This is a genomic window from Rhodoplanes elegans (genome assembly GCF_016653355.1).
GTDB classification, from domain to species: domain Bacteria; phylum Pseudomonadota; class Alphaproteobacteria; order Rhizobiales; family Xanthobacteraceae; genus Rhodoplanes; species Rhodoplanes elegans.
Genome location: NZ_NHSK01000143.1, coordinates 23,314 through 45,006, shown reverse-complemented (window position 1 = coordinate 45,006; position 21,693 = coordinate 23,314). Strand labels below are relative to the sequence as shown.

The 21,693-nt window shown below is 71.4% G+C and carries 22 protein-coding genes and 1 riboswitch; of the genes, 13 read left to right on the top strand and 9 right to left on the bottom strand.

Annotated features, from left to right (window positions below):
• Nucleotides 1-352, top strand: a 352-nt coding sequence (locus CCR97_RS17955; protein WP_201159723.1) for a TonB family protein, incomplete at its 5' end; no start/stop codon positions are given.
• Nucleotides 353-385: 33 nt separating this feature from the next.
• Here the strand turns inward: CCR97_RS17955 and CCR97_RS17950 are convergent.
• Nucleotides 386-802 (bottom strand): DUF3830 family protein, encoded by a 417-nt coding sequence (locus CCR97_RS17950; protein WP_111360761.1) that lies wholly within the window; start codon nt 800-802, stop codon nt 386-388.
• 160 nt (nt 803-962) lie between these two features.
• On the opposite strand from CCR97_RS17950, the gene CCR97_RS17945 reads away from it, so the two are divergent.
• On the top strand, nt 963-1,670 hold the full coding sequence (locus tag CCR97_RS17945) for a Crp/Fnr family transcriptional regulator (RefSeq protein WP_111360641.1): 708 nt from the start codon (nt 963-965) through the stop codon (nt 1,668-1,670).
• A 227-nt stretch (nt 1,671-1,897) separates the two neighbouring features.
• Nucleotides 1,898-2,101: a YgaP family membrane protein gene (locus CCR97_RS17940; protein WP_111360640.1), complete on the top strand. Its 204-nt coding sequence runs from the start codon at nt 1,898-1,900 to the stop codon at nt 2,099-2,101.
• Between the two features lie 273 nt (nt 2,102-2,374).
• Here the strand turns inward: CCR97_RS17940 and CCR97_RS17935 are convergent, their stop codons facing one another.
• Nucleotides 2,375-2,776, bottom strand: a complete 402-nt coding sequence (locus CCR97_RS17935; RefSeq protein WP_201159722.1) for a NifB/NifX family molybdenum-iron cluster-binding protein — start codon at nt 2,774-2,776, stop codon at nt 2,375-2,377.
• Nucleotide 2,777: 1 nt separating this feature from the next.
• Nucleotides 2,778-3,314, bottom strand: a complete 537-nt coding sequence (gene petA, locus CCR97_RS17930; RefSeq protein ID WP_201159721.1) for a ubiquinol-cytochrome c reductase iron-sulfur subunit — start codon at nt 3,312-3,314, stop codon at nt 2,778-2,780.
• A 102-nt stretch (nt 3,315-3,416) separates the two neighbouring features.
• Between petA and CCR97_RS17925 the strand changes: the two genes are divergently transcribed.
• On the top strand, nt 3,417-4,508 hold the full coding sequence (locus tag CCR97_RS17925; RefSeq protein WP_111357511.1) for a sulfurtransferase: 1,092 nt from the start codon (nt 3,417-3,419) through the stop codon (nt 4,506-4,508).
• A 72-nt stretch (nt 4,509-4,580) separates the two neighbouring features.
• Nucleotides 4,581-5,771 (top strand): YbfB/YjiJ family MFS transporter, encoded by a 1,191-nt coding sequence (locus tag CCR97_RS17920; RefSeq protein ID WP_111357510.1) that lies wholly within the window; start codon nt 4,581-4,583, stop codon nt 5,769-5,771.
• Nucleotides 5,772-5,904: 133 nt separating this feature from the next.
• On the opposite strand, the gene CCR97_RS17915 is transcribed toward CCR97_RS17920, so the two are convergent.
• Both CCR97_RS17915 and CCR97_RS17910 read right to left on the bottom strand, forming a co-directional pair.
• A complete protein-coding gene (locus CCR97_RS17915) occupies nt 5,905-6,255 on the bottom strand; it encodes a carboxymuconolactone decarboxylase family protein (RefSeq protein ID WP_111357509.1) in 351 nt (116 codons plus the stop codon).
• Nucleotides 6,256-6,319: 64 nt separating this feature from the next.
• Nucleotides 6,320-6,523, bottom strand: coding sequence for a YgaP family membrane protein (locus tag CCR97_RS17910; RefSeq protein WP_111357508.1), 204 nt, complete (start codon nt 6,521-6,523; stop codon nt 6,320-6,322).
• 83 nt (nt 6,524-6,606) lie between these two features.
• Between CCR97_RS17910 and CCR97_RS17905 the strand changes: the two genes are divergently transcribed.
• From CCR97_RS17905 to CCR97_RS17895, 3 genes are read left to right on the top strand one after another with little or no spacing between them, the layout of a single operon-like run.
• Complete coding sequence (locus CCR97_RS17905; protein ID WP_170145852.1) at nt 6,607-6,987, top strand: ArsR/SmtB family transcription factor; 381 nt, start codon at nt 6,607-6,609, stop codon at nt 6,985-6,987.
• Entirely contained in the window at nt 6,984-8,117 is a 1,134-nt protein-coding gene (locus CCR97_RS17900) for an efflux RND transporter periplasmic adaptor subunit (protein WP_111357507.1), read from the top strand. The genes CCR97_RS17905 and CCR97_RS17900 overlap by 4 nt, the downstream gene beginning before the upstream one ends.
• Before the next feature lie 32 nt (nt 8,118-8,149).
• On the top strand, nt 8,150-11,389 hold the full coding sequence (locus tag CCR97_RS17895; protein WP_111357512.1) for an efflux RND transporter permease subunit: 3,240 nt from the start codon (nt 8,150-8,152) through the stop codon (nt 11,387-11,389).
• Between the two features lie 149 nt (nt 11,390-11,538).
• On the opposite strand, the gene CCR97_RS17890 is transcribed toward CCR97_RS17895, so the two are convergent.
• From CCR97_RS17890 to cbiE, 4 genes are read right to left on the bottom strand one after another with little or no spacing between them, the layout of a single operon-like run.
• Nucleotides 11,539-12,858 (bottom strand): cobyrinic acid a,c-diamide synthase CobB, encoded by a 1,320-nt coding sequence (locus CCR97_RS17890; RefSeq protein WP_111357505.1) that lies wholly within the window; start codon nt 12,856-12,858, stop codon nt 11,539-11,541.
• Nucleotides 12,855-13,616 carry a precorrin-4 C(11)-methyltransferase gene (gene cobM, locus CCR97_RS17885; protein ID WP_111357504.1) on the bottom strand — a complete coding sequence of 254 codons (762 nt, stop codon included), beginning with the start codon at nt 13,614-13,616 and terminating at the stop codon, nt 12,855-12,857. Before cobM ends, CCR97_RS17890 begins: the two co-directional genes overlap by 4 nt.
• On the bottom strand, nt 13,613-14,014 hold the full coding sequence (locus tag CCR97_RS17880; protein WP_244670532.1) for a cobalamin biosynthesis protein: 402 nt from the start codon (nt 14,012-14,014) through the stop codon (nt 13,613-13,615). The genes cobM and CCR97_RS17880 overlap by 4 nt, the downstream gene beginning before the upstream one ends.
• The gene (gene cbiE, locus CCR97_RS17875) at nt 13,993-15,240 is read right to left on the bottom strand and encodes a precorrin-6y C5,15-methyltransferase (decarboxylating) subunit CbiE (RefSeq protein WP_111357502.1); all 1,248 of its coding nucleotides are present in this window, start codon (nt 15,238-15,240) and stop codon (nt 13,993-13,995) included. The genes CCR97_RS17880 and cbiE overlap by 22 nt, the downstream gene beginning before the upstream one ends.
• A 167-nt stretch (nt 15,241-15,407) precedes the next feature.
• Nucleotides 15,408-15,604: riboswitch (cobalamin riboswitch) on the top strand.
• Nucleotides 15,605-16,119: 515 nt separating this feature from the next.
• Between cbiE and CCR97_RS17870 the strand changes: the two genes are divergently transcribed.
• Genes CCR97_RS17870 through CCR97_RS17850 form a run of 5 tightly spaced genes read left to right on the top strand, consistent with a single transcriptional unit; the run spans nt 16,120 to nt 21,692 of the window.
• Nucleotides 16,120-16,842 carry a class I SAM-dependent methyltransferase gene (locus tag CCR97_RS17870; protein ID WP_201159720.1) on the top strand — a complete coding sequence of 241 codons (723 nt, stop codon included), beginning with the start codon at nt 16,120-16,122 and terminating at the stop codon, nt 16,840-16,842.
• Nucleotides 16,839-19,004, top strand: a complete 2,166-nt coding sequence (locus CCR97_RS17865; protein ID WP_111357364.1) for a TonB-dependent receptor — start codon at nt 16,839-16,841, stop codon at nt 19,002-19,004. The genes CCR97_RS17870 and CCR97_RS17865 overlap by 4 nt, the downstream gene beginning before the upstream one ends.
• Entirely contained in the window at nt 19,004-19,954 is a 951-nt protein-coding gene (locus tag CCR97_RS17860; protein ID WP_111357365.1) for an ABC transporter substrate-binding protein, read from the top strand. The genes CCR97_RS17865 and CCR97_RS17860 overlap by 1 nt, the downstream gene beginning before the upstream one ends.
• On the top strand, nt 19,951-20,943 hold the full coding sequence (locus CCR97_RS17855) for a FecCD family ABC transporter permease (RefSeq protein ID WP_111357366.1): 993 nt from the start codon (nt 19,951-19,953) through the stop codon (nt 20,941-20,943). Before CCR97_RS17860 ends, CCR97_RS17855 begins: the two co-directional genes overlap by 4 nt.
• Complete coding sequence (locus CCR97_RS17850; RefSeq protein WP_111357367.1) at nt 20,940-21,692, top strand: ABC transporter ATP-binding protein; 753 nt, start codon at nt 20,940-20,942, stop codon at nt 21,690-21,692. The genes CCR97_RS17855 and CCR97_RS17850 overlap by 4 nt, the downstream gene beginning before the upstream one ends.
• The last annotated feature ends 1 nt before the right edge of the window (nt 21,693 follow it).

Sequence of the window (21,693 nt, the reverse complement as noted above, 5' to 3'; positions counted from 1 at the left end):
CCCGGCGCCGAAGCCGGCGACGGCGGCGCCGGGCGCGGCCGCCCAGGTGCCGCCCGCCGTGGTGGCGCGCTGGCAGACGCTGCTGCTCGCCGAGCTTCACCGCAAGAAGCGCTATCCGGGCGCGGCGCGCGGCCGGATCGGCACGGCCCGCGTCGCCTTCACGATCGACCGTGCAGGCCACGTGCTGAAGCGATCGATCGCCACGACGTCCGGCTCGGCCGTCCTCGACGAGGAGGCCCTCGCGCTGCTCGACCGCGTGTCGCCGCTGCCGGCACCGCCGCCCGAGCTGGCCGAGGCGGCGCTGTCCTTCGTGGTGCCGGTGCGCTTCACCAAGGGCGCCGACACGCGCTGAGCCGCCGCCGTGACGACGCCCGGCGCGGTGGCGTCAGGCCTTCTCGAAGCGGATCGCCTGGGCGCCTTCCCACAGGGCGAGGCGGCCGAGCTCGGGCAGCTTGTCCAGGTTCGACGTGATGGTGATGAAGTGGCTGCCGGCGAGCTGGCCGACCTTGCTGGCGAAGCGCACGCCGCCATAGGCGAGCAGGATCTCGGTCTCGCTGAGGCCGCCCGGATAGAGAATGAACTGCCCCGGCGCCGGGTAGCTCGTGTGGTTCTCGTAGTCGACCCCGAAGGAGTAGTCGCCGAGCGGGATCCACACGCCCTCGCCGCTCCAGCGCACATGCACGACCTTGCTGACATAGGGCATGCGGCTCTCGAAGGCCGCGCAGGTCTTCGGCGCGGCGGCGCGCTCGAAGCGGGCGTCGAACGTGAACGGGCCGGCGGTGATCTTCAGGAGGTCGCTCATCGTTGCTGAATCCGTGGAGGTTCTTTTTGCGGGGCGGGGCCGCGGGCGGCGCCGCGGCCCCGCTTGGTAGCGGACCTTTCGCCCGGTTTCCAGCCCGGCCGGCCGGGCCGGCCGCGGCCGCGCTTGAGGGGGCCCGGGCCACACTGCTAGACCTCGAACCATGACGAACGGAGCCAAGACCGACCGCGCCTCGCGCCGGGACGACGCCGGCTGGATCACCCTGTTTCCGCCGCTCGCCGCTCTGCCGGAGGCGGAGCGCGGCCTCGTCGTCGGCCGCGCCGCCCCGGCGGCGCTGCCGGCCGGCACCACGGTGTTCGAGCCGCATCAGGCCTGCGGCGCCTTCCTGTTCGTCACCGGCGGCAGCGTGCGGGTCTTCCAGCTCGACCAGGACGGCAACGAGATCGTGCTCTATCGGCTCGGCCCGGGCAGCATCTGCATCCTCACCACGATGGCGCTGCTCGCCGCCGAGCGCTACAGCGCCTTCGCCGTCACCGAGACGCCGGTGACCGCGGTGGCGCTGCCCGGCGGCCTCTTCGACGAGCTGATGGGGCGCTCCGGCGGCTTCCGCAGCTTCGTCTTCCTGGCGCATGCCGAGCGGATGGCCGACCTGATGCGGGTCATCCAGAACGTCACCTTCGAGTCGATCCCGTCGCGTCTCGCCGCCCGCCTGCTGGCCCTCGCCGCCGACCGCAAGGCGCTGTCGATCACGCACCAGCAGCTCGCCGCCGAGATCGGCAGCGCCCGCGAGGTGGTGAGCCGGCATCTCAAGAGCTTCGAGAAGCGCGGCTGGGTGTCGCTCGCCCGCAACCGCATCGAGGTGCGCAACGCCGCCTCGCTGCGGTCGGCGGCCGGCAGCGCGAAGGCCTGACCGGCCCGGTCAAGGCCCCGGCCCACCGCGCGGGCGATTTCGTCGCAGGGCCAGAAAAAGCCGCGCCCCTGCGTCGTTCTGCGCTATAATACCATGGTCGGAGAGATCGCCGTCACGGTGCCTCGCAGGGATCCCGACGTCACCGTGACTTCGTCACAGACGACAGGCGTGTTGCACGCCTATGTCTCGGTCATCGAATTGCGTCGAACCGAGCGAGGGACAAGAGCATGACGAAAAACATCGGAATGATGGACCGCGCCGTTCGCGCGATCGTCGGCATCGCCCTGATCTACTGGGCCTGGAAGGGTGGCGGCCCGACCTGGGCGTGGATCGGCGTGCTGCCGCTCGCGACCGCGCTGATCGCCTACTGCCCGGCCTACCCGCTCTTCGGGATCAACACCTGCGATACCAAGGAGCCGGCCAAGCGCTGAGCCATGCGCTGCGACACGGGCTGCCACGACAGCCGCGCCGCAGACAAACGATCGCCGGGCGGGACCATCCCCCGCCCGGCGATTGTCGTTTTGGAGCGAGGCTGGACGGTCGTCCCGGGGCGGCGCAAAGCGCCGAGCCCGGGACCTATAACCCCTGCCTATCTCGAGCCGCCTGCACAGGGCGTATGGATTCCGGGTTCGCGGACCTGACGGTCCGCGCCCCGGAATGACCGGTGTTCAAAGCACACCTCGCACGCGCGCTGCCCGGCCGGTTCACCCGCAGCTGCAGCCGCAGCCGCCGTGACCATCGCCGTGATCGTGATCATGCGCCCCGGCCGGCGCCAGCGCGCCGGATGCCCAGCGCGCGACCGCCGTGGTGGGGTCGCGCTCGGCGGTGAGCACCGCGGCGACGCCGTGCTCGGCGAGCCGCCGCACGAAGCCGGCGCCGGCGCTGCCGGCGATCACGGCCTTGACTTGGAACAACGGATGCGGCCCGTCGCACTGGAACTCGTGCACGGTCAGCTCGGCCGGCAAGTCGAGCCGCGCCACCTCGCGCGGCGGCGCGTCGCCCTGCGTCTCGAACACCAGGAAACGGCGCGCCTTCCCGGCATGGCCCGTCACGGTCGCGTAGTCGTCGCTCGCCACCGCGACACGCGTCGTCGTCACTGCCGTCATCTCACGCCACCTCGCCGATCCGGATCGTCGTGTCGTCCACGAACGCGTAGGGCGGCACCGGGAGATTGAGCTGCGCCGGTCCGTGGCGGACGCGGCCGGAGGCGTCGTATTGCGAGCCGTGGCACGGACAGAACCAGCCGCCCCACTCGCCCTGCTTGCCGAGCGGGATGCAGCCGAGATGCGTGCAGCTCGCGAACACGACGAGCCACTGCTCGCGTCCCGCCTTCACGCGGTCGCCATCGGCCTGCGGATCCATCAGCTCGGAGAGCTTGGTCGCCTGCTCCTTGGCGATCTCGTCGGGGGTGCGGTGGCGGATGAAGATCGGCTTGCCGCGCCAGAAGATGCTGATGATCTGCCCCGGTGCGATGGCGGCGAGGCTGATCTCGATCGGCACGCCGGCCGCGATGGTCGACCGATCCGGATTCATTTGGTCGACGAGCGGCCACACGGCAGCGCCGACGCCGACGGCGGCGACGCCCCCGGTGGCGAGATAGAGGAAATCACGACGACTGGGGTTCGGTGCGGCAATGCTGGTCATGAGGACATCCTCGTCGACGCGCGTTCTTGCGCGCGCGGCAATATGTATTCGATGATAGTTATGTAATAACGTGCATATGTTCCGTCAACCGCAACGATCCTTATGGCCGATAGCGGAGCGTCACAGGCCGGGCTGATCTCGATCAACGACGACGCGCGACGACCGCGCGACAAGCGCGCCGCATCTCCTGTCGCACGGGGGCTCGTCGTGCACGCCGTCATCCGCTCCGCTCTCCTGCTCGCATCGCTCCTCCTCTCCGCGCTGGTCACCGGCGGGGTCGGCGCGACTGCGGTCGCCGGCCCCGTGGTCGTCGACGCGACCGAGGTGGCCGCCGCGATGGCGCGCGGCGCGATCGTGTGGGATGCGCGAGATCTGAGCGCGTTCCGACAGGCCCACCTGCCCGGCGCCGTCCACGTGTCCGAGGCGGAGCGCGCGCTGCGGCTGCCGACCGTGCAGGAGTTTTCCGAGCTCGTGCGGGTCGAGCGCAACTTCTCCGACGCCGGGCTCGACCTGACGCGCGAGATCGTCGTCTACGCGCATCGCGGCAGCCCCCTCGCCTATGCGGGCTTCGCGGCCGCGCAGTATTTCGGCGCCCGCCGCGTCGTCGTCTTCCACGACGGCATCGACGGTTGGCACGAGGCCGGTCGCCCGCTCGAAGCAGGCGACACGCGGCGCCCGCCGGTCACGGTTCGGATCGCGCCCGACCCGCGGCTGTCGGTGACCACCGACGAGCTGAAGGCGCGGCTCGGCCGGGCCGACGTGCAGATCGTCGACGCCCGTACGCCGGCGGAGTTCTCCGGTCGCGATGTTCGCGCGCCGCGCGGCGGCCACGTGCCGGGGGCGGTCAGCATCCCCTACGAATGGAACTGGGTCGATCCCGACACTGCCGTGAAGCTCGCGCGCCGCCAGGCGACGGACACGCGCGGCATGGCGCTCAAGCCGGTCGACGACTTGAAGCGCCTCTATGCCGGGCTCGATCCGACCAAGGAGACGATCGTCTACTGCCAGACCGGCGGCCGCGCCTCGGAGACCTTCGGCGTGCTGAAGGAGCTCGGCTTCGAGAAGGTGCGGCTGTACAAGCTGTCGTGGTCGGCCTGGGCGGCGCGGCCCGACACGCCGGTCGAGACCGGCGCGGGACCGCAGGTCTGCTGCGCCACCGGCCCGGCGACGGCGGACCAGCGCCCGGTGCCCTGAGCCTCGCCGACATTCGGGTTCCCGGCTAGCCGAGTCTCCCCTAAAGTCCCGGCCCCGCCGGCCGGAGACCGCATGACCGAGACGACCCCCGCACCGCCGCCGCGCACCGCGCCGGCGATCCTCGCCGCGCTCGCGGCCCTGTTCGTCGGGGTGGGGCTGGCGCGCTTCGCCTACACGCCGCTCCTGCCCGCCGTGGTGGCCGCCGGCTGGTTCGGGCCCGACCAGGCGGCTTATCTCGGCGCCGCCAATCTCGGCGGCTATCTTCTGGGCGCGATCGCGGGTCGCTATCTGACGCACGCCTCGCGCGCCGCCCCGCTCCTGATGCTCGTCACCGGCGTGACCTTCGTGGCCTGCGCCGCACCCCTGCCCTTCTGGTGGTTCGTCCTGTGGCGGTTCGTGTCGGGCCTCACCGGCGGGGCCCTGATGGTGATCGCCGCGCCCGCGGCGCTGCGCGTCGTTCCGCCGGCCCGGCGCGGGCTCGCCGGCGGGCTGATCTTCGCGGGCGTCGGAATCGGCATCGCCGGCTCCGGATTTCTGGTGCCGCAGCTCCTCAAATTTGGACTCGGCGCGGCCTGGGCGACGATCGGCGGCGTCGCCGTCGCCGTGACGCTCGCCACCTGGCGCGGCTGGCCAGCCGATCTCACGACGTCGCGCGAGGATGGCGCCGCGGCGGCGACCGGGCGTCCGTGGCCGCTCTCGGCGACGGTGCTGATCATCGTCTACGGCGTGGTCGCCGTCGGCCTCGTACCCCACATGGTGTTCCTGGTCGACTTCATCGCCCGCGGGCTCGGTGCCGGCATCACGGTGGGCGCCTCCTGGTGGGTGGTGTTCGGGGCGAGTGCCACGGTCGGCCCGGCGATCTTCGGCGCGCTCGCCGACCGGGTCGGCTTCGGCAACGCGCTCGCCTGCGCGCTGACGCTGCAGATCGGCGCCATCGGGGTACTGCTGGTCTGGTCCGGGCCGCTGGCCCTCGCCGTGACGAGCGTGGTGGTCGGCGCCTATGTGCCGGCCTCGGGGCCGCTGGTGCTCGGGCGGCTGCGCGAGATCTTCCACGATCCGGTGCGCCAGCAGATCGCCTGGAGCCGCGGCACCATCGTGTTCTCGCTCGGCCAGGCGGGCTCCGCCTGGCTCCTGTCGGTCGTGTTCGCCTACTCGGGCGACCATCGCGTGCTGTTCGGCTTCGGCGCCGGCGCCTTCGTGCTGGCGCTGCTGCTCGACCGGGCCGCGGCGGTGATCGAGGCGCGGCGGCGACGGGCGGGTTGAGAAAGGCCCCGGCCGGTCATTCCGGGGCGCTGCGAAGCAGCGAACCCGGAATCCAGCCACACGCACCGAGATCGTCGCTGGAGTCCGGGTTCGCGCGCCTTCGGCCCGCGCCCCGGAATGACACCGACCGCCCTCAATCCTTCTTCGGCGCGATCTGGCCCCAGGCCTCGACGGCGTGCGAGGCGTACATGACGCTCGGGCCGGCGCCCATGTAGACGGCCATGCCGAGCGTCTCCATCAGCTCCTCCTTGGTGGCGCCCTGCTCGATCGCCGCCTTGACGTGGAAGGCGATGCAGTCGTCGCAGCGGATCGCGACCCCGATGGCGAGCGCGATCAGCTCCTTGGTCTTGGTGTCGAGCGCCTTCGGCGCCAGCGCCGCCTGCGCCATCGCGGAAAAGCCCTTCATGACGTCGGGGGCGCCGCCGCGCAGGTCCTTCAGGCTGACGCCCAGCTCCTTCATCAGTTCGGGCCAGTTGGTCTTCACGACTGTTCTCCTCGAGTCTTCTTCGAACGAAATGCGAGCCGGCGCGGGGGCCGACCCGTGGTCCTCACTGGAACGCGCAGCCGGTCCGGATTCCGACCTTCTTGAACAAGATAGCGGCCGGGCAGAAGCCCGTGAACGCCGCCTGCAGCATGTTGGCCCCGACGAAAACGGTGAGCAGCAGCCACCACGGGCTGACCCAGTGCGCCAGCGCGACGCTGACGAGGACCATGAGTCCGGCAAAGGCCAGAACGGCGCGATCGACCGTCATGAGGGAAACTCCTGATCTTGTCCGGCGCCGCGGGTCGCGATCGCCTGTTGCCTTCATATCGTCATTTGCATATATTCGCAACCATGAAACAACACGGCATCGAGTCCCCGACCGATCCCCTGTTCGCCGCGGCCGAGGCGTGCACGCTCCTGCGTGCGCTGGCGAGCCCGCACCGGCTGATGATGGTGTGCGCCATGCTGGAGCGCGAGCGCTCGGTCGGCGAGCTCGCCGAGACGCTCGGCATGCGCATCGCCAACGTCTCGCAGCACCTCACGCTGCTGCGCAAGGATGGGCTCGTGACGGCGCGCCGCGACGGCCAGACCGTCTGGTACGCGATCGCCAGCGAACCGGCCCGCGAGCTCATCGCCGCCCTGCACGGCATCTACTGCACCACGGCCGTCGCCGGCCCCTCGCCGGCCACCGCCGGAAAAACCGTTCGCCCGACCAAGAGGATGCTTCCATGACCGTGTCCGGGACCGCCCCCGACGCCCCCCGCGCCTGCCGGTTCCGTCCGCGTCCGGCCGCGGAGCACGCGACGCCTGACACCGACCGGGCGCCGCTGCGCCTCGCCGACCCCGGCGTCTCCCGCCTCGGCGACAAGGAGCGCGCCGTGGTGCGCGCCTTCGTGCTGGCGTTGCTGCTCGGGGGCGCGGCGACCTCGTCCGAGGCGGGGACGCTCACGGTCGCGTCGGCCGCCGTGGCGGACGAGAAGGCCGTGTTCGCGACCGTCGAGAGCGCCAACGTGGTGCCGGCCCGCGCCCGCATCGGCGGCACCGTCGTGCGGCTCGCGGTGAGGTACGGCGACGAGGTGAAGCAGGGCCAGACCGTCGCGGTGGTCGGCGACGACAAGCTGATGTTGCAGACCCGCTCGCTCGATGCGCAGATCGCCGGGCTCGAAGCCCAGGTGTCGCAGGCGACCATCGATCTCGAGCGCACCCAGAGCCTGTTCGACAAGGGCACGGTGGCGCGCTCGCGGCTCGACGAGGTGCGCACCGCCTTCAACGTCGCCGACAATGCCCTGAAGGCGCGCCGGGCCGAGCGCGCCGTGATCGAGCAGCAGCTCGCCGAGGGCACCGTGCTGGCGCCCACGGCCGGCCGGGTGCTGAAGGTGCCGGTGACGCCCGGCACCGTGATCCTGCCGGGCGAGCCTGTCGCCCAGATCGCCGAGGCCAATTTCGTGCTGCGCCTGCGCGTGCCGGAGCGACACGCCAAGTTCCTCAAGGCCGGCGACCCGGTGCGCATCGACGGCGAGGCGCTCGGCCGCGGCGAGGCGACGTTCGGCAAGGTGCGGCTGGTCTATCCGCAGATCGAGGACGGCCGCGTCGTCGCCGACGCCGCCGTCGACGGGCTCGGCGACTACTTCGTCGGCGAGCGCATCCGGGTCTGGGTGTCGGCCGGCGAGCGCACCGCCGTCACGGTGCCGGCCGCCGCCGTGACAACGCGGTTCGGCATCGACTATGTGAGGCTTTCGCGCAACGGCGGCACCATCGACGTTCCGGTGCAGCGCGGCCGCACCGTCCGGCGCCCCGGCGAGCCGGACGCGGTGGAGATCCTCTCCGGCCTCGTACCCGGCGACCGGCTGGTGACGCCGTGACCGATCGCGTGCCCGCCTCCGAGACCAGCTCCGTGAATCTCGGCATCTCCGGCCGGCTCACCAAGGCGACGATCCGGTCGCCGCTGACGCCCTTGTTCCTGATCGCCTCGCTGGTCGCGGGCCTGATGGCCTTGATCGCGATTCCGCGCGAAGAAGAGCCGCAGATCAGCGTCCCGATGGTCGACATCCGCATCAATGCGGACGGCCTCAAGGCGCCGGACGCGGTCGAGCTGGTGACCAAGCCGCTGGAGACGATCGTCAAGAGCATCGACGGGGTCGAGCACGTCTACAGCCAGACCCAGGACGACCGGGTGATGGTGACGGCGCGTTTCCTGGTCGGCACCAAGTCCGAGGACGCGATTCTGCGCGTCCACGAAAAGATCCGGGCGAACTACGATCGCATGCCGGCCGGCATCCCCGAGCCCTTGATCGTCGGCCGCGGCATCAACGACGTCGCCATCTTGGTGCTGACGCTGGCGCCCAAGCCCGCGGCCGCCGATCGCTTCACCGACAAGGACCTCTACGAGCTCGCCGACAAGCTGCGCGCCGAGCTGGTGAAGGTCGACAATGTCGGGCTCACTTACATCGCCGGCGGCAATCCTCAGCAGATCCGGGTCGAGCCCGATCCCGAAAAGCTCGCGCTCTACGGCGTGACGCTCGCGCAGCTGGTCGGCAAGGTGAAGAACGCCAACCGCTCGTTCCTGGCCGGCAGCGTGCGCGAGGCCGGCGGCATGCGCACCGTCGCGGCCGGGCAGACGCTCGCCGGTGTGCCCGACATCGGCCTGCTGCTGGTGACGACCCGCGACAATCGCCCCGTCTATGTGCGCGACCTCGCCTCCGTCGTCGTCGGTCCGAGCCCGCGCGAGGCGCGGGTGTGGATGGACACCGAGGATCCGACCGTCTCGCACCAGACCCCCGCCGATCGCGGCTTCGTGCGCACGCCGGCCGTCAGCGTCGCCTTCGCCAAGCGGGCCGGCGCCAATGCCGTCACGGTCTCGGCCGAACTCCTCGCGCGGCTCGATGGCGCCAAGGCGCGGCTGATTCCGGAGGACGTGGCCGTCACGGTGACGCGCGACTACGGCGAGACGGCGAGCGACAAGGCCGACGAGCTGTTCTTCCATCTCGGCCTCGCGACCGTGTCGATCGTCGTTCTGATCGCGCTCGCCATCGGCTGGCGCGAGGCGCTGGTGACGGCGGTCGTCATCCCGACCACCATCCTGCTCACGCTCTTCGCCGCCAACCTGATGGGCTACACGATCAACCGCGTGAGCCTGTTCGCCCTCATCTTCGCGATCGGCATCCTGGTCGACGACGCCATCGTGATGGTGGAGAACATCGCCCGCCACTGGGGCATGGGCGACGGACGGCCGCGCGAGCGCGCCGCCGTCGAGGCGGTCGCCGAGGTCGGCAACCCGACCGTGATCGCCACGCTGACCGTGGTCGCGGCCCTCCTGCCCATGCTGTTCGTGTCGGGCCTGATGGGCCCCTACATGGCGCCGATCCCGATCAACGCCTCGGCCGCCATGCTGTTCTCGTTCTTCGTCGCGGTCGTGGTGGCGCCCTGGCTGATGCTGAAGCTGGCGCCGCGCGGGCCCGTGACGGCGCATGCCCACGGCCACGACGGCGGCCGGCTCGGCCGGGTCTACCGGGCCTTCGCGGCGCCGGTGGTGAAGAACCGCAAGACCGCGTGGATCTTTCTCGTCGGCGTCGGGCTCGCGACCGTCGCGGTGTGCGGGCTGTTCGCGACCCGCAGCGTCACCGTGAAGCTGCTGCCGTTCGACGACAAGTCGGAGCTCGCCGTGCAGGTCGACCTGATCGAGGGGGCGAGCCTGGAGGACACCGAGCGCACCCTGTTCGACATCGCTGCGGTCGCCCGCACCATTCCCGAGCTGCGCGACCTGCAGGTCTATGCCGGCACGGCGGCGCCGTTCAACTTCAACGGGCTCGTGCGCCACTCGTATCTTCGCGAGTCTCCCGAGCTCGGCGAGGTGCAGATCAACCTCGCCCCCCGGCACGACCGCAAGCGGCCGAGCCACGCCATCGCGCTCGATCTGCGTGAGAAGCTGAAGGCCGTGACGCTGCCGAAGGGCGCCGTCATGAAGGTCACCGAGGTGCCGCCCGGCCCGCCCGTGCTGGCGACGCTGTTGGCCGAAATCTACGGCCCGGACTCGGCGACGCGGCGCGCCGTCGCGCAGGAGATGAAGCGCCTGTTCGCCGAGGTGCCCTACGTGGTCGACATCGACGACTCGATCGGCATGCCGCGTCCGCGTCTGCGCATCGCGCTCGACCAGGATCGCCTGGAGTTCTTCGGCGTCGAGCAGGGCGACGTCTACGACGCGCTCCAGACGCTGCTCGGCGGCACCACGGTCGGCTACTCGCATCGCGGCGAGGACCGCAACCCGATCGAGATCGCGGTGCGGCTGCCGAAGACCAAGCTCGCCTGGAGCGAGGCCTTGGCGTCGACGCCGATCCCGGCCAACACGGTGCCGGGCAACAAGGCCTGGGTCGAGCTCGGCGACGTCGTGCGCGTCACCGAAGAAGCCGGCTCGCCGCTGATCTTCCGCCGCGACGGCCGCTTCGCCGACATGGTGCAGGCCGAGCTGGCCGGCGCCTTCGAGGCGCCTATCTACGGCATGCTGGACGTCGGCAAGCGCATCGACGCGCACGACTGGAAGGGCCTGCCGAAGCCCGTCGTGCTCCTGCACGGCCAGCCGGCCGACGAGAGCAGGCCGTCGCTCCTGTGGGACGGCGAGTGGGAGATCACCTATGTCACGTTCCGCGACATGGGGGCGGCGTTCGGGGCCGCGCTGGTCGGCATCTACATTCTCGTCGTCGTGCAGTTCGGCAGCTTCCGCCTGCCGCTCGTGATCCTCACGCCGATCCCGCTCACCCTGATCGGCATCGTGATCGGCCATTGGCTCTTGGGCGCGGCCTTCACGGCGACCTCGATGATCGGCTTCATCGCGCTCGCCGGCATCATCGTGCGCAACTCGATTCTTCTCGTCGACTTCATCCGGCACGGCGCCGGTGCGGGTAAGACACTGCGCGAGGTGCTGCTGGAGGCCGGCGCCGTACGGTTCAAGCCGATCCTGCTCACCGCCCTTGCCGCCATGATCGGCGCCGGCACCATCCTGCTCGACCCGATCTTTCAGGGGCTCGCGATCTCGCTCTTGTTCGGCCTCGCCTCCTCGACGCTGCTCACCGTGCTGGTGATCCCGGCCATCTACGTGGTGCTGCGCGACGCGGATGGGGTGCTCGAGCCGGCGGCGTGAGGCATTACACCGTCATTCGCAAACTCAGCACCGTCATGCCCGGCCTTGTGCCGGGCATCCACGTCCTTTCAGCGTGCCGACAAAAAGATCGTGGATGGCCGGGACAAGCCCGGCCATGACGAGCCGGGGATTCGGCCCGCACCGCGATCTCACCCGCGGTCGATGACGTGAAAGAACGTGCCAGTCACGTTGCCACGGCGTGCTCCGCTCTCGGCCACGGCGGCGCCTGTCGCATCGAAGCAGTCGGCGAGCGCCTCGTCCGGGCAGGCGAGCGTCGTAGCATAATGGAACTCGTGGCCGTGGAGCGTTGCGCCGGTGGCGCCGAGGACGCTGTCGCTTTTCAGGATCGCGCGGCGGTAACCGAGGTGGAGTTTTCTCCGCGCGAACGACGTCTCCAGCCCGAGCAGGCCGAGCATCGCGTGGCGGGTGCCGTCGGCGTCGACGAGGCCCTGCCCCAGCATCATGAAGCCCCCGCACTCGCCGTGGATTTTTGCGCCGCGCTCGGCCGCCGCCAACGTGCCGGAGTTGAACCGCGCCGCCGACGCGAGCTTCCCGGCATGCAGCTCGGGATAGCCGCCGGGCAGCCAGACGGAATCCGCGTCGTGATCAGGAGCCTCGTCGGCGAGCGGCGAGAACGGAACGATCTCGGCGCCGGCCTTTCGCCAAGCGCGAATCAGATGCGGGTACATGAACGAGAAGGCCGCATCGCGAGCCAGCGCGACTTTTTGGCCGGGCGGCGGGAGCGACGCCGCGTCGGCGTCGTCCGACGTGATCACGCCGGGCCGCGCCGCCGCGATGATCTTCTCCAGATCGAGCCGGGCCGAGACGGTGTCGGCGATGCGATCGAGATGGACGTCGAGATCGTCACGCTCGACCGCCTGGACGAGCCCGAGATGGCGTTCCGGGAGCGCGAGGCGGTCGTCGCGAAACACCGCGCCGAAGACCGGGATGCCGAGCGCCTCGATCGGCGGGGCGACCAGGGCGAGGTGACGCTCGCTGGCGACCCGGTTGAGGATGACGCCGGCAACGCCCACGTCGGTACGGTAGCGGGCGCAGCCGAGCGCCACGGCCGCCGCCGTCTCGGTCTGGCCGGCGACGTCGAGCACCAGGAGCACGGGCCAGCCGGTCAGCGCCGCGATGTCGGCGGAGGCGCCCCGCCCCGCCTGCCCCGCCGTCGCGACGCCGTCGAACAGGCCCATCACGCCCTCGACGATCGCGAGGTCGGCGCCCGGCCCGGCGGCGCCGACCAGCCCGCGCAGCAGCGCCGGCCGCATCGCCCAGGAGTCGAGATTGAGGCTGTCGCGCCCGGCCGCGGCCTTGTGCCAGGCGGGGTCGATGTAGTCGGGCCCGCACTTGAACGGCTGCACGGCAAACCCGCGCCGGCGCAGCGCCCGCATCAACCCGAGCGCGATGGTCGTCTTGCCCGAGCCCGAGCGCGGCGCCGCGACGAGAAGGCCTCGCATGTTCATTCGCCGCGTCCGCGAAAACGGCGCTGGTAGTCGACGCTGTAGAGGGCGCTTTCCCGCACCAGATCGCCGCCGAGCGCGGCACCGACCAGCACCAGAGCGGTGCGCTCCATCGGGCTCTCGGCCGCCTGCGCCACGATGGTGCGAAGCGTCCCGCGAAGGATGCGCTCGTCCGGCCAGCTCGCCCGGAAGACGATCGCGACCGGGCAGTCCTCGCCGTAGAACGGCGTCAACTCGGCGACGAGCTTGTCCAGCACATGGATCGAGAGGTGGATGGCGAGCGTCGCGCGCGTCGCCGCGAACGCCGCGAGGTTTTCGCTGTCCGGCATCGCCGAGGCGCGGCCGGACGTCCGTGTCAGCACCACCGACTGGGCGACCTCGGGCAGCGTCAGCTCGCGCCCGAGCGCCGCGGCCGCCGCCGCGAAGGACGGCACGCCGGGCGTCACCGTGTAGGGAATCGTCAGGGCATCGAGCCGGCGGAGCTGCTCGCCGAGCGCGCTCCACACCGACAGATCACCCGAGTGCAGCCGCGCCACGTCCTGCCCGGCCTCGGTCGCCCGGACGAACTCCTGCGCGATCTCGTCGAGCGACATCGGCGCCGTGTCGACGATGCGGGCGCCCGGCGGGCAATGGTCGAGGAGCGCCTTCGGCACCAGCGAGCCGGCATAGAGGCACACCGGGCATTTTCCGAGCAGATCACGTCCGCGCACCGTGATCAGATCCGGCGCGCCGGGGCCGGCGCCGATGAAATGGATGGTCACGGGCCGTCTCCGATGGCGAGGGCGCAGGTGGCGTTCTTCACTGCGACGCGGGGAGCGAGCAGTGTCGCGTTTCGCCCAGCCGCCACGAGCGCCGCCGCCTCGGCGACCGACGGCACGCCGACCGCCGCCTCGACGGTCTCGGACCGGGTGAGAACGCGGTCGCTCACTTGGGCGAGCTTTTCACGCACACAGGCGACCAACGGCAGGCCGAGCGTCTGCGCGGCCTCGATCACGCCGGCGTCGGCGGCCTTGAAGTCGGCCGTGGCGAGCGCGTCGGTCTCGTTCACGTCCACGCCCGCCGCCGCGCAGGCGTTTCGCACTACGACGAGAATGTCGGCGGCCGACGTGCCCTTGCGAAATCCCACGCCGGCGACCATCACGGCTTTCTCACCCGCCATTGGGTGACCGGCATGGCCGGTCGCCAGCCCGTCATGGTGCCGACCGGCTCGGCCCGCGACACCTGGAGACGCAGGAGCTCGCCGCCGTGCTGCGCATACAGCGCGAACAGCCGCGCCTCGGTCTCCAGCGCGACGGCGTTGACGACCAGCCGCCCGCCCGGCTTCAGGGCAGACCACACCGCGTCGAACACACCGTCGTCGGAGAAGCCGCCGCCGACGAACACGGCGTCGGGTACCGGGAGCCCGTTCAGCGCCTCCGGCGCGCGGCCTTCGACGATGCGCAGGTCGGGCGTGCCGAGCGCCGCGGCGTTGCGGGCGGCGCGGGCGGCGCGTTCGGCACGCTCCTCGATGCCGATCGCCTTCATGGCGGGATGGCGCAGCAGCCACTCGATCGCGATCGAGCCGGCGCCGAGCCCGACGTCCCACAGAAGCTCGCCCTGGCGCGGGGCCAGCGCCGACAGCGTCACGGCGCGGATGTCGCGCTTGGTGAGCTGGCCGTCGCTCTCGAACAGCGCGTCGTCGAGCCCCGGCGCGAGCGGCAGCACGGTCGCGTCCGCCGCCGCGATCACCTCGATCCCGATCAGGTTGAGCGGATCGATGTCTTCCAGGTCGAAGCCGGAGGCGGGCGCGTGCCGAACCCGCTCGCGTGGGCCGCCGAGCGCCTCCAGCACGTGGATGCGGCTGTCGCCCAGGCCGCGCGCCACCAACAGGTCGGCGAGCTTTCTCGGCGTCGTCTCGTCCCAGGAGAGCGCGAGAATTCTTGCGCCCGGCTGCAGGTGGCGGATGATCGTTTCCAGTGGCCTTCCGTGCAGCGTCACCGGCGTCAGATCGGGCAGCGACCAGGCGAGCCGCGACGCCGCGAGGCTGAAGCTCGACGGCTGCGGCAGGCTCAGAATTTCCGCGGGCGCGACGATCCCGGCCAGCATGCGGCCGACGCCGTAATGGAACGGGTCGCCGCTCGCCAGCACGACGACGGGCCGGCCGCGATGGGCGACGATCTCCGGAAACGCCAGCGTCATCGGCCGCGGCCACGCGAGGCTTTGTCCGTGGATCAGCGCGGCCGCGAGGGCCAGATGCCGGTCGCCGCCGACCACCAGGGCGGCCGAGCGCACCAACGCCTTGGCGGCTTCGGTGAGACCATCGACGCCGTCCTCGCCGATGCCGACCAGCGCCAGCCAGCGGGCGGGCGATTCGGACGACACTGTTTCGAGCGCCTGGAGATCCAACGTCGCGTCCTCGGTCCTTCGGGCACGACGTCTCCAAGAGACGCGGCCCGGTCGGGCGGACTGATACGGGCGCGCCGCGCGGCCCGTCAATGCGGGGGCGCCCCGTGCCGATTCTGCAACACGGGGGAAGAATGCCCCCACCCGAATTGACAGCCGGATTAGCCGGCTTCTACGGTGCCCTCGACGGTTCCCTCACGGGATCAAAAGGGAACACGGTGACGGCGCAGGCCGGATGCCGTGGCTGCCCCCGCAACTGTGAGCGGCGAGTCTTTCGTCATTGGTCCACTGGGGCTCTCGCACCCGGGAAGGCGACGGAGGGCCACGACCCGCGAGCCAGGAGACCTGCCGTCAGCCGTGGTCACACGCGGAGCCGTCGGTCGGGGTGTACCGAGGGTGGCCGAGCCGGACGTGCGTCGCACGGCCGGACCGACCTCGTCGCGGTGACGTGCCACGACCCGCTGCGAGGTGATTCTCGTGCCCGCCCGCCCCGACGCGCCGCATCCCGGCGCGACCCTTGGTCGTTACTCCATCCCCATCCATCGCGCCCCGGCCACCGCGGTGTTGCCGCTGCGCCATCACGTCGCCCGCCGTCCGCGACGCAACCCGTCCGTGATTGACACTCCCCTCTCGTGTAATGTTATTACATTACTCGAAGGACGCGGCCACGCACCGACGCGCAGGGCCGTGGTGGGGACCATCATGACACGGAGCTTCGGATTGTCGCCGGCCTCGCGCGGGGCCGGCCAGCGGCCGCGCACGCGCCTCGGCCACGCCTGCTGTCCGCCGGCGGCGCCGGCCTGCACGGCGGCCGAGACCGACACGGCACCGTCGATCTCCTCCGTCCCCTGCCCGCACCATCGCCCTGCCGACGAGCCCCGCATGCCCATCGATCCCCTCGGCCTCTACGCGGCCGGCATCGACGCCTCCGACTACGTGACGAAAGTCGCCCCGGTCGTCCGCCGTCATGTGCCGGCGGTCGGCGATCTCCTCGACATCGGCGCCGGCGGCGGCCAGCTCGGCGGCGCGCTGCGCGATCCCGCCGCGGCGTGGACGGCGGTCGAGCCCGCGCCGGTGATGCAGGCGCGGCTCGCCGCGCTCGCCGACGGCCCGGTCGTGCACGGCTGCGACTGGCAGGACGCCGCCCTGCCCGCGCGCGGCTTCGACACCGTGCTGGCCGCCAACATCCCGGCGCCCATGTCGGCACCCGCCGACTTCCTGGCGCGCTGCCGCGCCTGGGCGCGACGGACGATCGTGTGGATCGTGCCGGCCCAGCACGGGCCGCGCGGCCTCTGCCTCGCCGCCTGCCTGCCGCCGGAGTGGCACGGCGAGGACACGACGCCGGGCGTCGACAAGGTGCTGGCCGGGCTCGCTCCGGAGGACCGGCCCGACGTGATCGAGCAAGTCGCCTGGACGTTCGCGCTGCCGATCGACGACCTCGGCGCGATCGCGACGCATCTCGCCGATCGGCTCGGCTTTTCGCCCGAGGACCCGCGGCGCCCGGCACTTCGCGACCATCTCGCCGCGCAACTGATCCACGGGCCGGACGGGCCACGCCTCGAAGTGGAAAAAGTGTCGGCCGTGCTGGTGTGGAGGCTCGCATGAACCGGCTCGTCCATCTCGCCGCCTCGGCCGGCCTCGCCACGCTGTCGCTCGTCGTCGCCGACGCCGCGCGCGCCCAGAACGTCGCCCTCGACGAGCTGGTCGTCACCGCGACCGGCCGTCCGGAGCCGCGGGAGCAGATCCCCGAGACCATCCAGGTCATCGACCAGGAGAAGATCAAGAACTCGGCCGCCCGCTCGGTGACCGAGCTGCTGTCCGAGAACGCCGTCGGCTTCTTCAGCGAATGGAGCCCGGCCCAGACCTCGATGAACATCCGCGGCGCGGCGAGCGACGGCCAGGGCCGCGACTTCAAGGGCCAGGTGCTGGTGCTGATCAACGGCCGGCGCGCCGGCACGGCCAATCTCTCGAAGCTCTCGTCCAACGACGTCGAGCGCATCGAGGTGGTGCGCGGGCCCGCCTCGGTGCTCTACGGCAGCCAGAACATCGGCGGCGTCATCAACATCATCATGAAGACCGGTCGCACCGCGCCCGGCACGCTGCTCGAGACGAGCGGCGGCTCGTTCGGCCAGATCCGCGGCAAGGCGCAGAACGGCGGCGTCTATAAGGAGGTCGACTGGTATGTCGGCCTCTCGGGCGGCAAGAGCGACAACTATCGGGTCGGCGGCGGCGCCAAGGAGCTGAACACGTCCTGGAAGCGCGCCGGCGCGTCGGGTGCCTTCGGCCTGCAGATCGATCCGAACCAGCGGCTCGACATCGCGATCCGCAGCGACGGCATCTACGACGCCGGCTTCCGCGGCTCGACCGCCAACATTTTCTCGCAGGACGATCGCTGGAACCGGTCGCTCGACGTCGTCTGGGACGGCAAGGTGCCGGACGGCTGGGCGCGCTGGATGCTGCAGACCTACGCCGTGTCGGACGTCGACGTGTTCAAGTGGGCGTCGCCGACCATCGCCAGCGGCAACACCCCGGTGAAGGGCACGTCGAGCGACCGCAACGAGCGCCATCTCGACATCGTCGGCACCCGCTTCGTGCCGCGCGTCACCCCGTGGAGCGGCAACGAGCTGATTCTCGGTCTCGACTGGGAGAACAGCTGGCTGCGGTCCGACCGCACCCGCGTCTATCTGCCCGGCAGCCCGATCGCCTCGCAGGGCCAGATCGCGCCCTACGACTACAATCAGACCGAGGCCGTCTGGGCGTTCTACACGGAGGACTCCCAAAAACTGTTCGACGACCGCGTGGTGGTGCGCGGCGGCGTGCGCCAGACCTATGGCCAGACCTCGCTCGACCCGACCCCCAACCTCGCCGCGCAGCGGAGCCGCACCGCGGACTATCAGGCGACCACCTACTCGGCCGGCGCGACGTACAAGATGCTGGACTGGTGGTCGTGGCGCGCCGGCACCTCGACCGGCTTCCGGGCGCCGACCGCCTCGGAGCTCGCGGCCGACTTCACGGCGGTCGGCGGCGGCCGCACCTTCGGCAATCCGGATCTGACGCCCGAGACCGCCGCGCAGTACGAGGTCGGCACCACCTTCATGCGCAGCGGCTGGCGCGTCGATCTCGCGCTGTTCCAGAACACCATCTCGAACCGCATAACGACCAAGTCGCGCACCGGCGTTGCCAACACGTCGGACTACATCAACAACCCGGGGGACATCCGGGTGCGCGGCATCGAGCTGCAGGCCGATGCCGACATGTTCAAGGTGCTCGACCGCAATCCCGGGACGTGGCGCTGGAGCCTGTGGGCCAACGGCGCCTACAATTTCGAGATGCGCGACGAGGGTGCGCCGGTCGCGGCCGGGACCGACAAGGCGACCCGCATGTACCAGTACCAGGCGGCGGTGGGCACCCGCTTCGGCCAGACCGGCGGGCCGTGGAAGGACTGGCTGGTCCAGGTCACCGGCGTGCTGCGCGGGCCGATGTGGTACGCCAGCGAGGAGTATCTCCTGATCCCGGGCCAGGTGCGCAACACCACAGTCTACCAGAAGGATCCGTTCTGGGTGTGGAATCTGCGCGGGGAAATCGCCCTCACGGCCAATGTGAAGCTCTTCGCCACCATCAACAATCTGTTCGACGTGAACGAGAACCCGATCTTTTTCGCGCTCGACCAGACGCCCTGCATCGCCAATCCGAAATGGCAGAACGGCGGTTGCGGCACCTCGATGCCGGGCCGCGAGATGCTGGTCGGCCTGCAGGCGAAGTTCTGATGCGGCTGACGACGCGCCGCGGGGCGCTGAAGCTCGGCGTTCTCGCGGCGCTCGTCGGCGCAGTCGGCCCGGTCGGGGCCGCCCCCGCCCCGGCCGGGCCGATCCCGCCGCCGGTGGGCGCGATCGTGCTCGTGGATGCGTTCGGGCGAACCGTGACCCTGCCCGGGCCGGCGCGTCGCATCGTCACGATCTTCGCCTCCAACACCGAGATGGTGGCGGCGCTCGGCCTGTCCGATCGCATCGTCGGAATCGAGGCCTACACGCGCCATCCGCCCGAGGTGCTCGACCGGCCGCTGGTCGGCGGCCGGCTCGGCTTCTCGGTCGACGCCGTGGTGGCGCAGAACCCCGACCTCGTCGTGGTGACGCCGTCGCGCCAGGCGGCGCATCAGCTCGTCGACCCGATGGAGCGGATCGGCGTGCCGATCCTGGTGCTGATGCAGCGCAGCGTCGCCGAGGTGACGGCGAACATCCGTCTGCTCGGCCGCGCCGCCGGCGTGCCAGAGACGGGCGAAGCCGTCGCGACCGGCCTGGAGACGCGCATCGCGACAATGTCGGCGAGGCTGAAGAATCGGCCGCGGCCGCGCGTGATCATGATCACGGGACGGCTCGGCAACGGCCTCGTGCTGGTCGCGCGGCCCGGCACCTACACGGCCGACGCGGTCGCGCTCGCCGGCGGCCGCTTCGGGCTCGACGAGCGGCTGACGCTCTCGCAGGTCTCGCCCGAGGCGGTGCTGCGCGCCGATCCGGACGTCTTGTTGTTCGCCGGCCGCGCCGAAGATCTGGCCGAGCTGACCTCGCGCACCGGCTGGCGCGACATGCGGGCGGTGCGCACGGGCCGCGCCTTCACGGTGCCGCGTGCGGAATTCCTGATCCCGGGGCCGCGCACCGTCGACGGCATCGTCCGCCTCGCCGCCCTGCTCCACCCGAACGCCCAGGAGCAGACCCCGTGAGTGCGCGCGCGGCGCCGTTCGCCAGCCTCATCGGCGCCCTCCTCGTCGTGATCGGTCTCGGCCTGTGCGCCGGGCACGACTGGGCGAGCCCCTCCGATCTGATCACCGCCGTCACCGGGCCGGAGACGCTGCGGGCGAAGCTGCTGATCGACTGGCGGCTGCCGCGGGTGCTCGCCGCGGCGTGCTGCGGCGCGCTGCTCGGGCTCGGTGGCGCCATTTTCCAGGGCGTGTTCCGCAACCCGCTGGCGGAACCTTATCTGCTCGGCTCGGCCGGCGGCGCCGCGCTCGGCGCGAGCGTCGCGCTGCTGGTGCCGCTCGGGCTGCCGCAGGCGCTGGTGCTCGCCGTGCTGGCGTTTCTCGGCGCCTGGGGCGCGACCGTGATCGTGATGGGCATCGCCCGGCTCGCCGGCACGGTCGATGCGGCGGGCCTCCTGCTGGCCGGCGTCGCGGTCGCCGCCGTGCTCGGCGCGCTGCGCTCGTTCCTGATGCTGGCGCTGTCCGACGACACCGTCAACCTGCAGGTGGTGCTGAGCTGGATTCTCGGCGGCGTGCAGACGCCGTCCTGGCCCGTGCTGGCCGGGCTCGCCGCCGCGACCGTGGCGAGCGTCGTGATCACCTCCCCGCTCGCCCGCGGGCTCGATCTCCTGGGGCTCGGAGAGACGATGGCGGCGGGCTTCGGCCAGGACGTGCGGCGCTTCGTCGACGTCGCCGTGCTGGCCGGCGCCGCCGTCGTCGCGCTCGCGGTGGCGTTCAGCGGCCTCGTCGCCTTCGTCGGGCTCGCCGCCCCGCATGTGGCGCGCTGGCTGGTCGGGCCGATGCACCGCGCCCTCTTGCCCGCCTCGGCCCTCACCGGCGCCGCCCTGGTGACGGCGGCCGACGCGCTCGCCCGCGCCGCCCTGCCGCCCGCAGAAATCCCGCTCGGTCTCGTCACGGCGCTCGCCGGCGGGCCGTTCTTCGTCGTCCTGCTGGCCCGGCAGCTCCGCCGATGACGATGCTCTCGCTTCACGACGTCACGGTCGAGCGGCGCGGCGCCCGCCTCCTCGCCGGCGTCAGCCTCGCGCTGCCGAAGACCGGCGCGGTCGCCATCGTCGGCCCGAACGGGGCTGGAAAGTCGACGCTGCTGCGCCTGCTCGCCGGACAGGCCGAGCCGAGCAGCGGCGTGGTGCGGCTCGGCGACACGCCGCTGTCCACTCTTCCGACGCGCGAACGCGCCAAGACAATCGGCTACGTGCCGCAGCACTTCGCGCCGCACTGGGACCTTACCGTCACCGACCTGGTCCGGCTCGGCGTCGAGCGCGGCGGCGGCGTTCCGTCCGGTACGCTCGACGCCGTGATCGAAGCCCACGACTTGGTGACGCTGCGTCGTCGAAAGTGGTCGGCGCTGTCGGGCGGCGAGCGCGCCCGCGTGCTGCTCGCCATGGTGCTGGCCGTCGATCCGCCGATCCTGCTCGCCGACGAGCCGGGCGCCAGCCTCGACATCCGCCATCGCCTCGCGCTGGTCGAGACGCTCGCGGCGCGCGGCGGCGACCGCCTGTGCGTCGTCGTCATGCACGATCTCGACCTCGCCTTCCGGCATTTCGACCGCATCGTGCTGGTCGATAGAGGCCGCATCGTCGCCGACGCGACCGCCGACGCGCTGTTCGAGGACCAGCGGCTGGACGCCGCCTTCGGGGTGCGCTTCGTGCGGCTCGCGACCGCGCACGGCCGCCTGCTGCAAGCGGCCGGAGCGCCGCGCTGAG

Bases quoted from the DNA above. Each gene is read 5' to 3' on its own strand.
- CCR97_RS17880 (WP_244670532.1), bottom strand. From the start codon at position 14,014: ATGGCGGGTGAGAAAGCCGTGATGGTCGCCGGCGTGGGATTTCGCAAG.
- CCR97_RS17860 (WP_111357365.1), top strand. From the start codon at position 19,004: ATGCGGCTGACGACGCGCCGCGGGGCGCTGAAGCTCGGCGTTCTCGCG.
- CCR97_RS17935 (WP_201159722.1), bottom strand. From the start codon at position 2,776: ATGACGGCAGTGACGACGACGCGTGTCGCGGTGGCGAGCGACGACTAC.
- CCR97_RS17865 (WP_111357364.1), top strand. From the start codon at position 16,839: ATGAACCGGCTCGTCCATCTCGCCGCCTCGGCCGGCCTCGCCACGCTG.
- CCR97_RS17920 (WP_111357510.1), top strand. From the start codon at position 4,581: ATGACCGAGACGACCCCCGCACCGCCGCCGCGCACCGCGCCGGCGATC.
- CCR97_RS17900 (WP_111357507.1), top strand. From the start codon at position 6,984: ATGACCGTGTCCGGGACCGCCCCCGACGCCCCCCGCGCCTGCCGGTTC.
- petA (WP_201159721.1), bottom strand. From the start codon at position 3,314: ATGACCAGCATTGCCGCACCGAACCCCAGTCGTCGTGATTTCCTCTAT.
- CCR97_RS17945 (WP_111360641.1), top strand. From the start codon at position 963: ATGACGAACGGAGCCAAGACCGACCGCGCCTCGCGCCGGGACGACGCC.
- CCR97_RS17870 (WP_201159720.1), top strand. From the start codon at position 16,120: ATGCCCATCGATCCCCTCGGCCTCTACGCGGCCGGCATCGACGCCTCC.
- CCR97_RS17925 (WP_111357511.1), top strand. From the start codon at position 3,417: ATGGCCGATAGCGGAGCGTCACAGGCCGGGCTGATCTCGATCAACGAC.
- CCR97_RS17850 (WP_111357367.1), top strand. From the start codon at position 20,940: ATGACGATGCTCTCGCTTCACGACGTCACGGTCGAGCGGCGCGGCGCC.
- CCR97_RS17910 (WP_111357508.1), bottom strand. From the start codon at position 6,523: ATGACGGTCGATCGCGCCGTTCTGGCCTTTGCCGGACTCATGGTCCTC.
- CCR97_RS17950 (WP_111360761.1), bottom strand. From the start codon at position 802: ATGAGCGACCTCCTGAAGATCACCGCCGGCCCGTTCACGTTCGACGCC.
- CCR97_RS17940 (WP_111360640.1), top strand. From the start codon at position 1,898: ATGACGAAAAACATCGGAATGATGGACCGCGCCGTTCGCGCGATCGTC.
- CCR97_RS17905 (WP_170145852.1), top strand. From the start codon at position 6,607: ATGAAACAACACGGCATCGAGTCCCCGACCGATCCCCTGTTCGCCGCG.
- CCR97_RS17890 (WP_111357505.1), bottom strand. From the start codon at position 12,858: ATGAACATGCGAGGCCTTCTCGTCGCGGCGCCGCGCTCGGGCTCGGGC.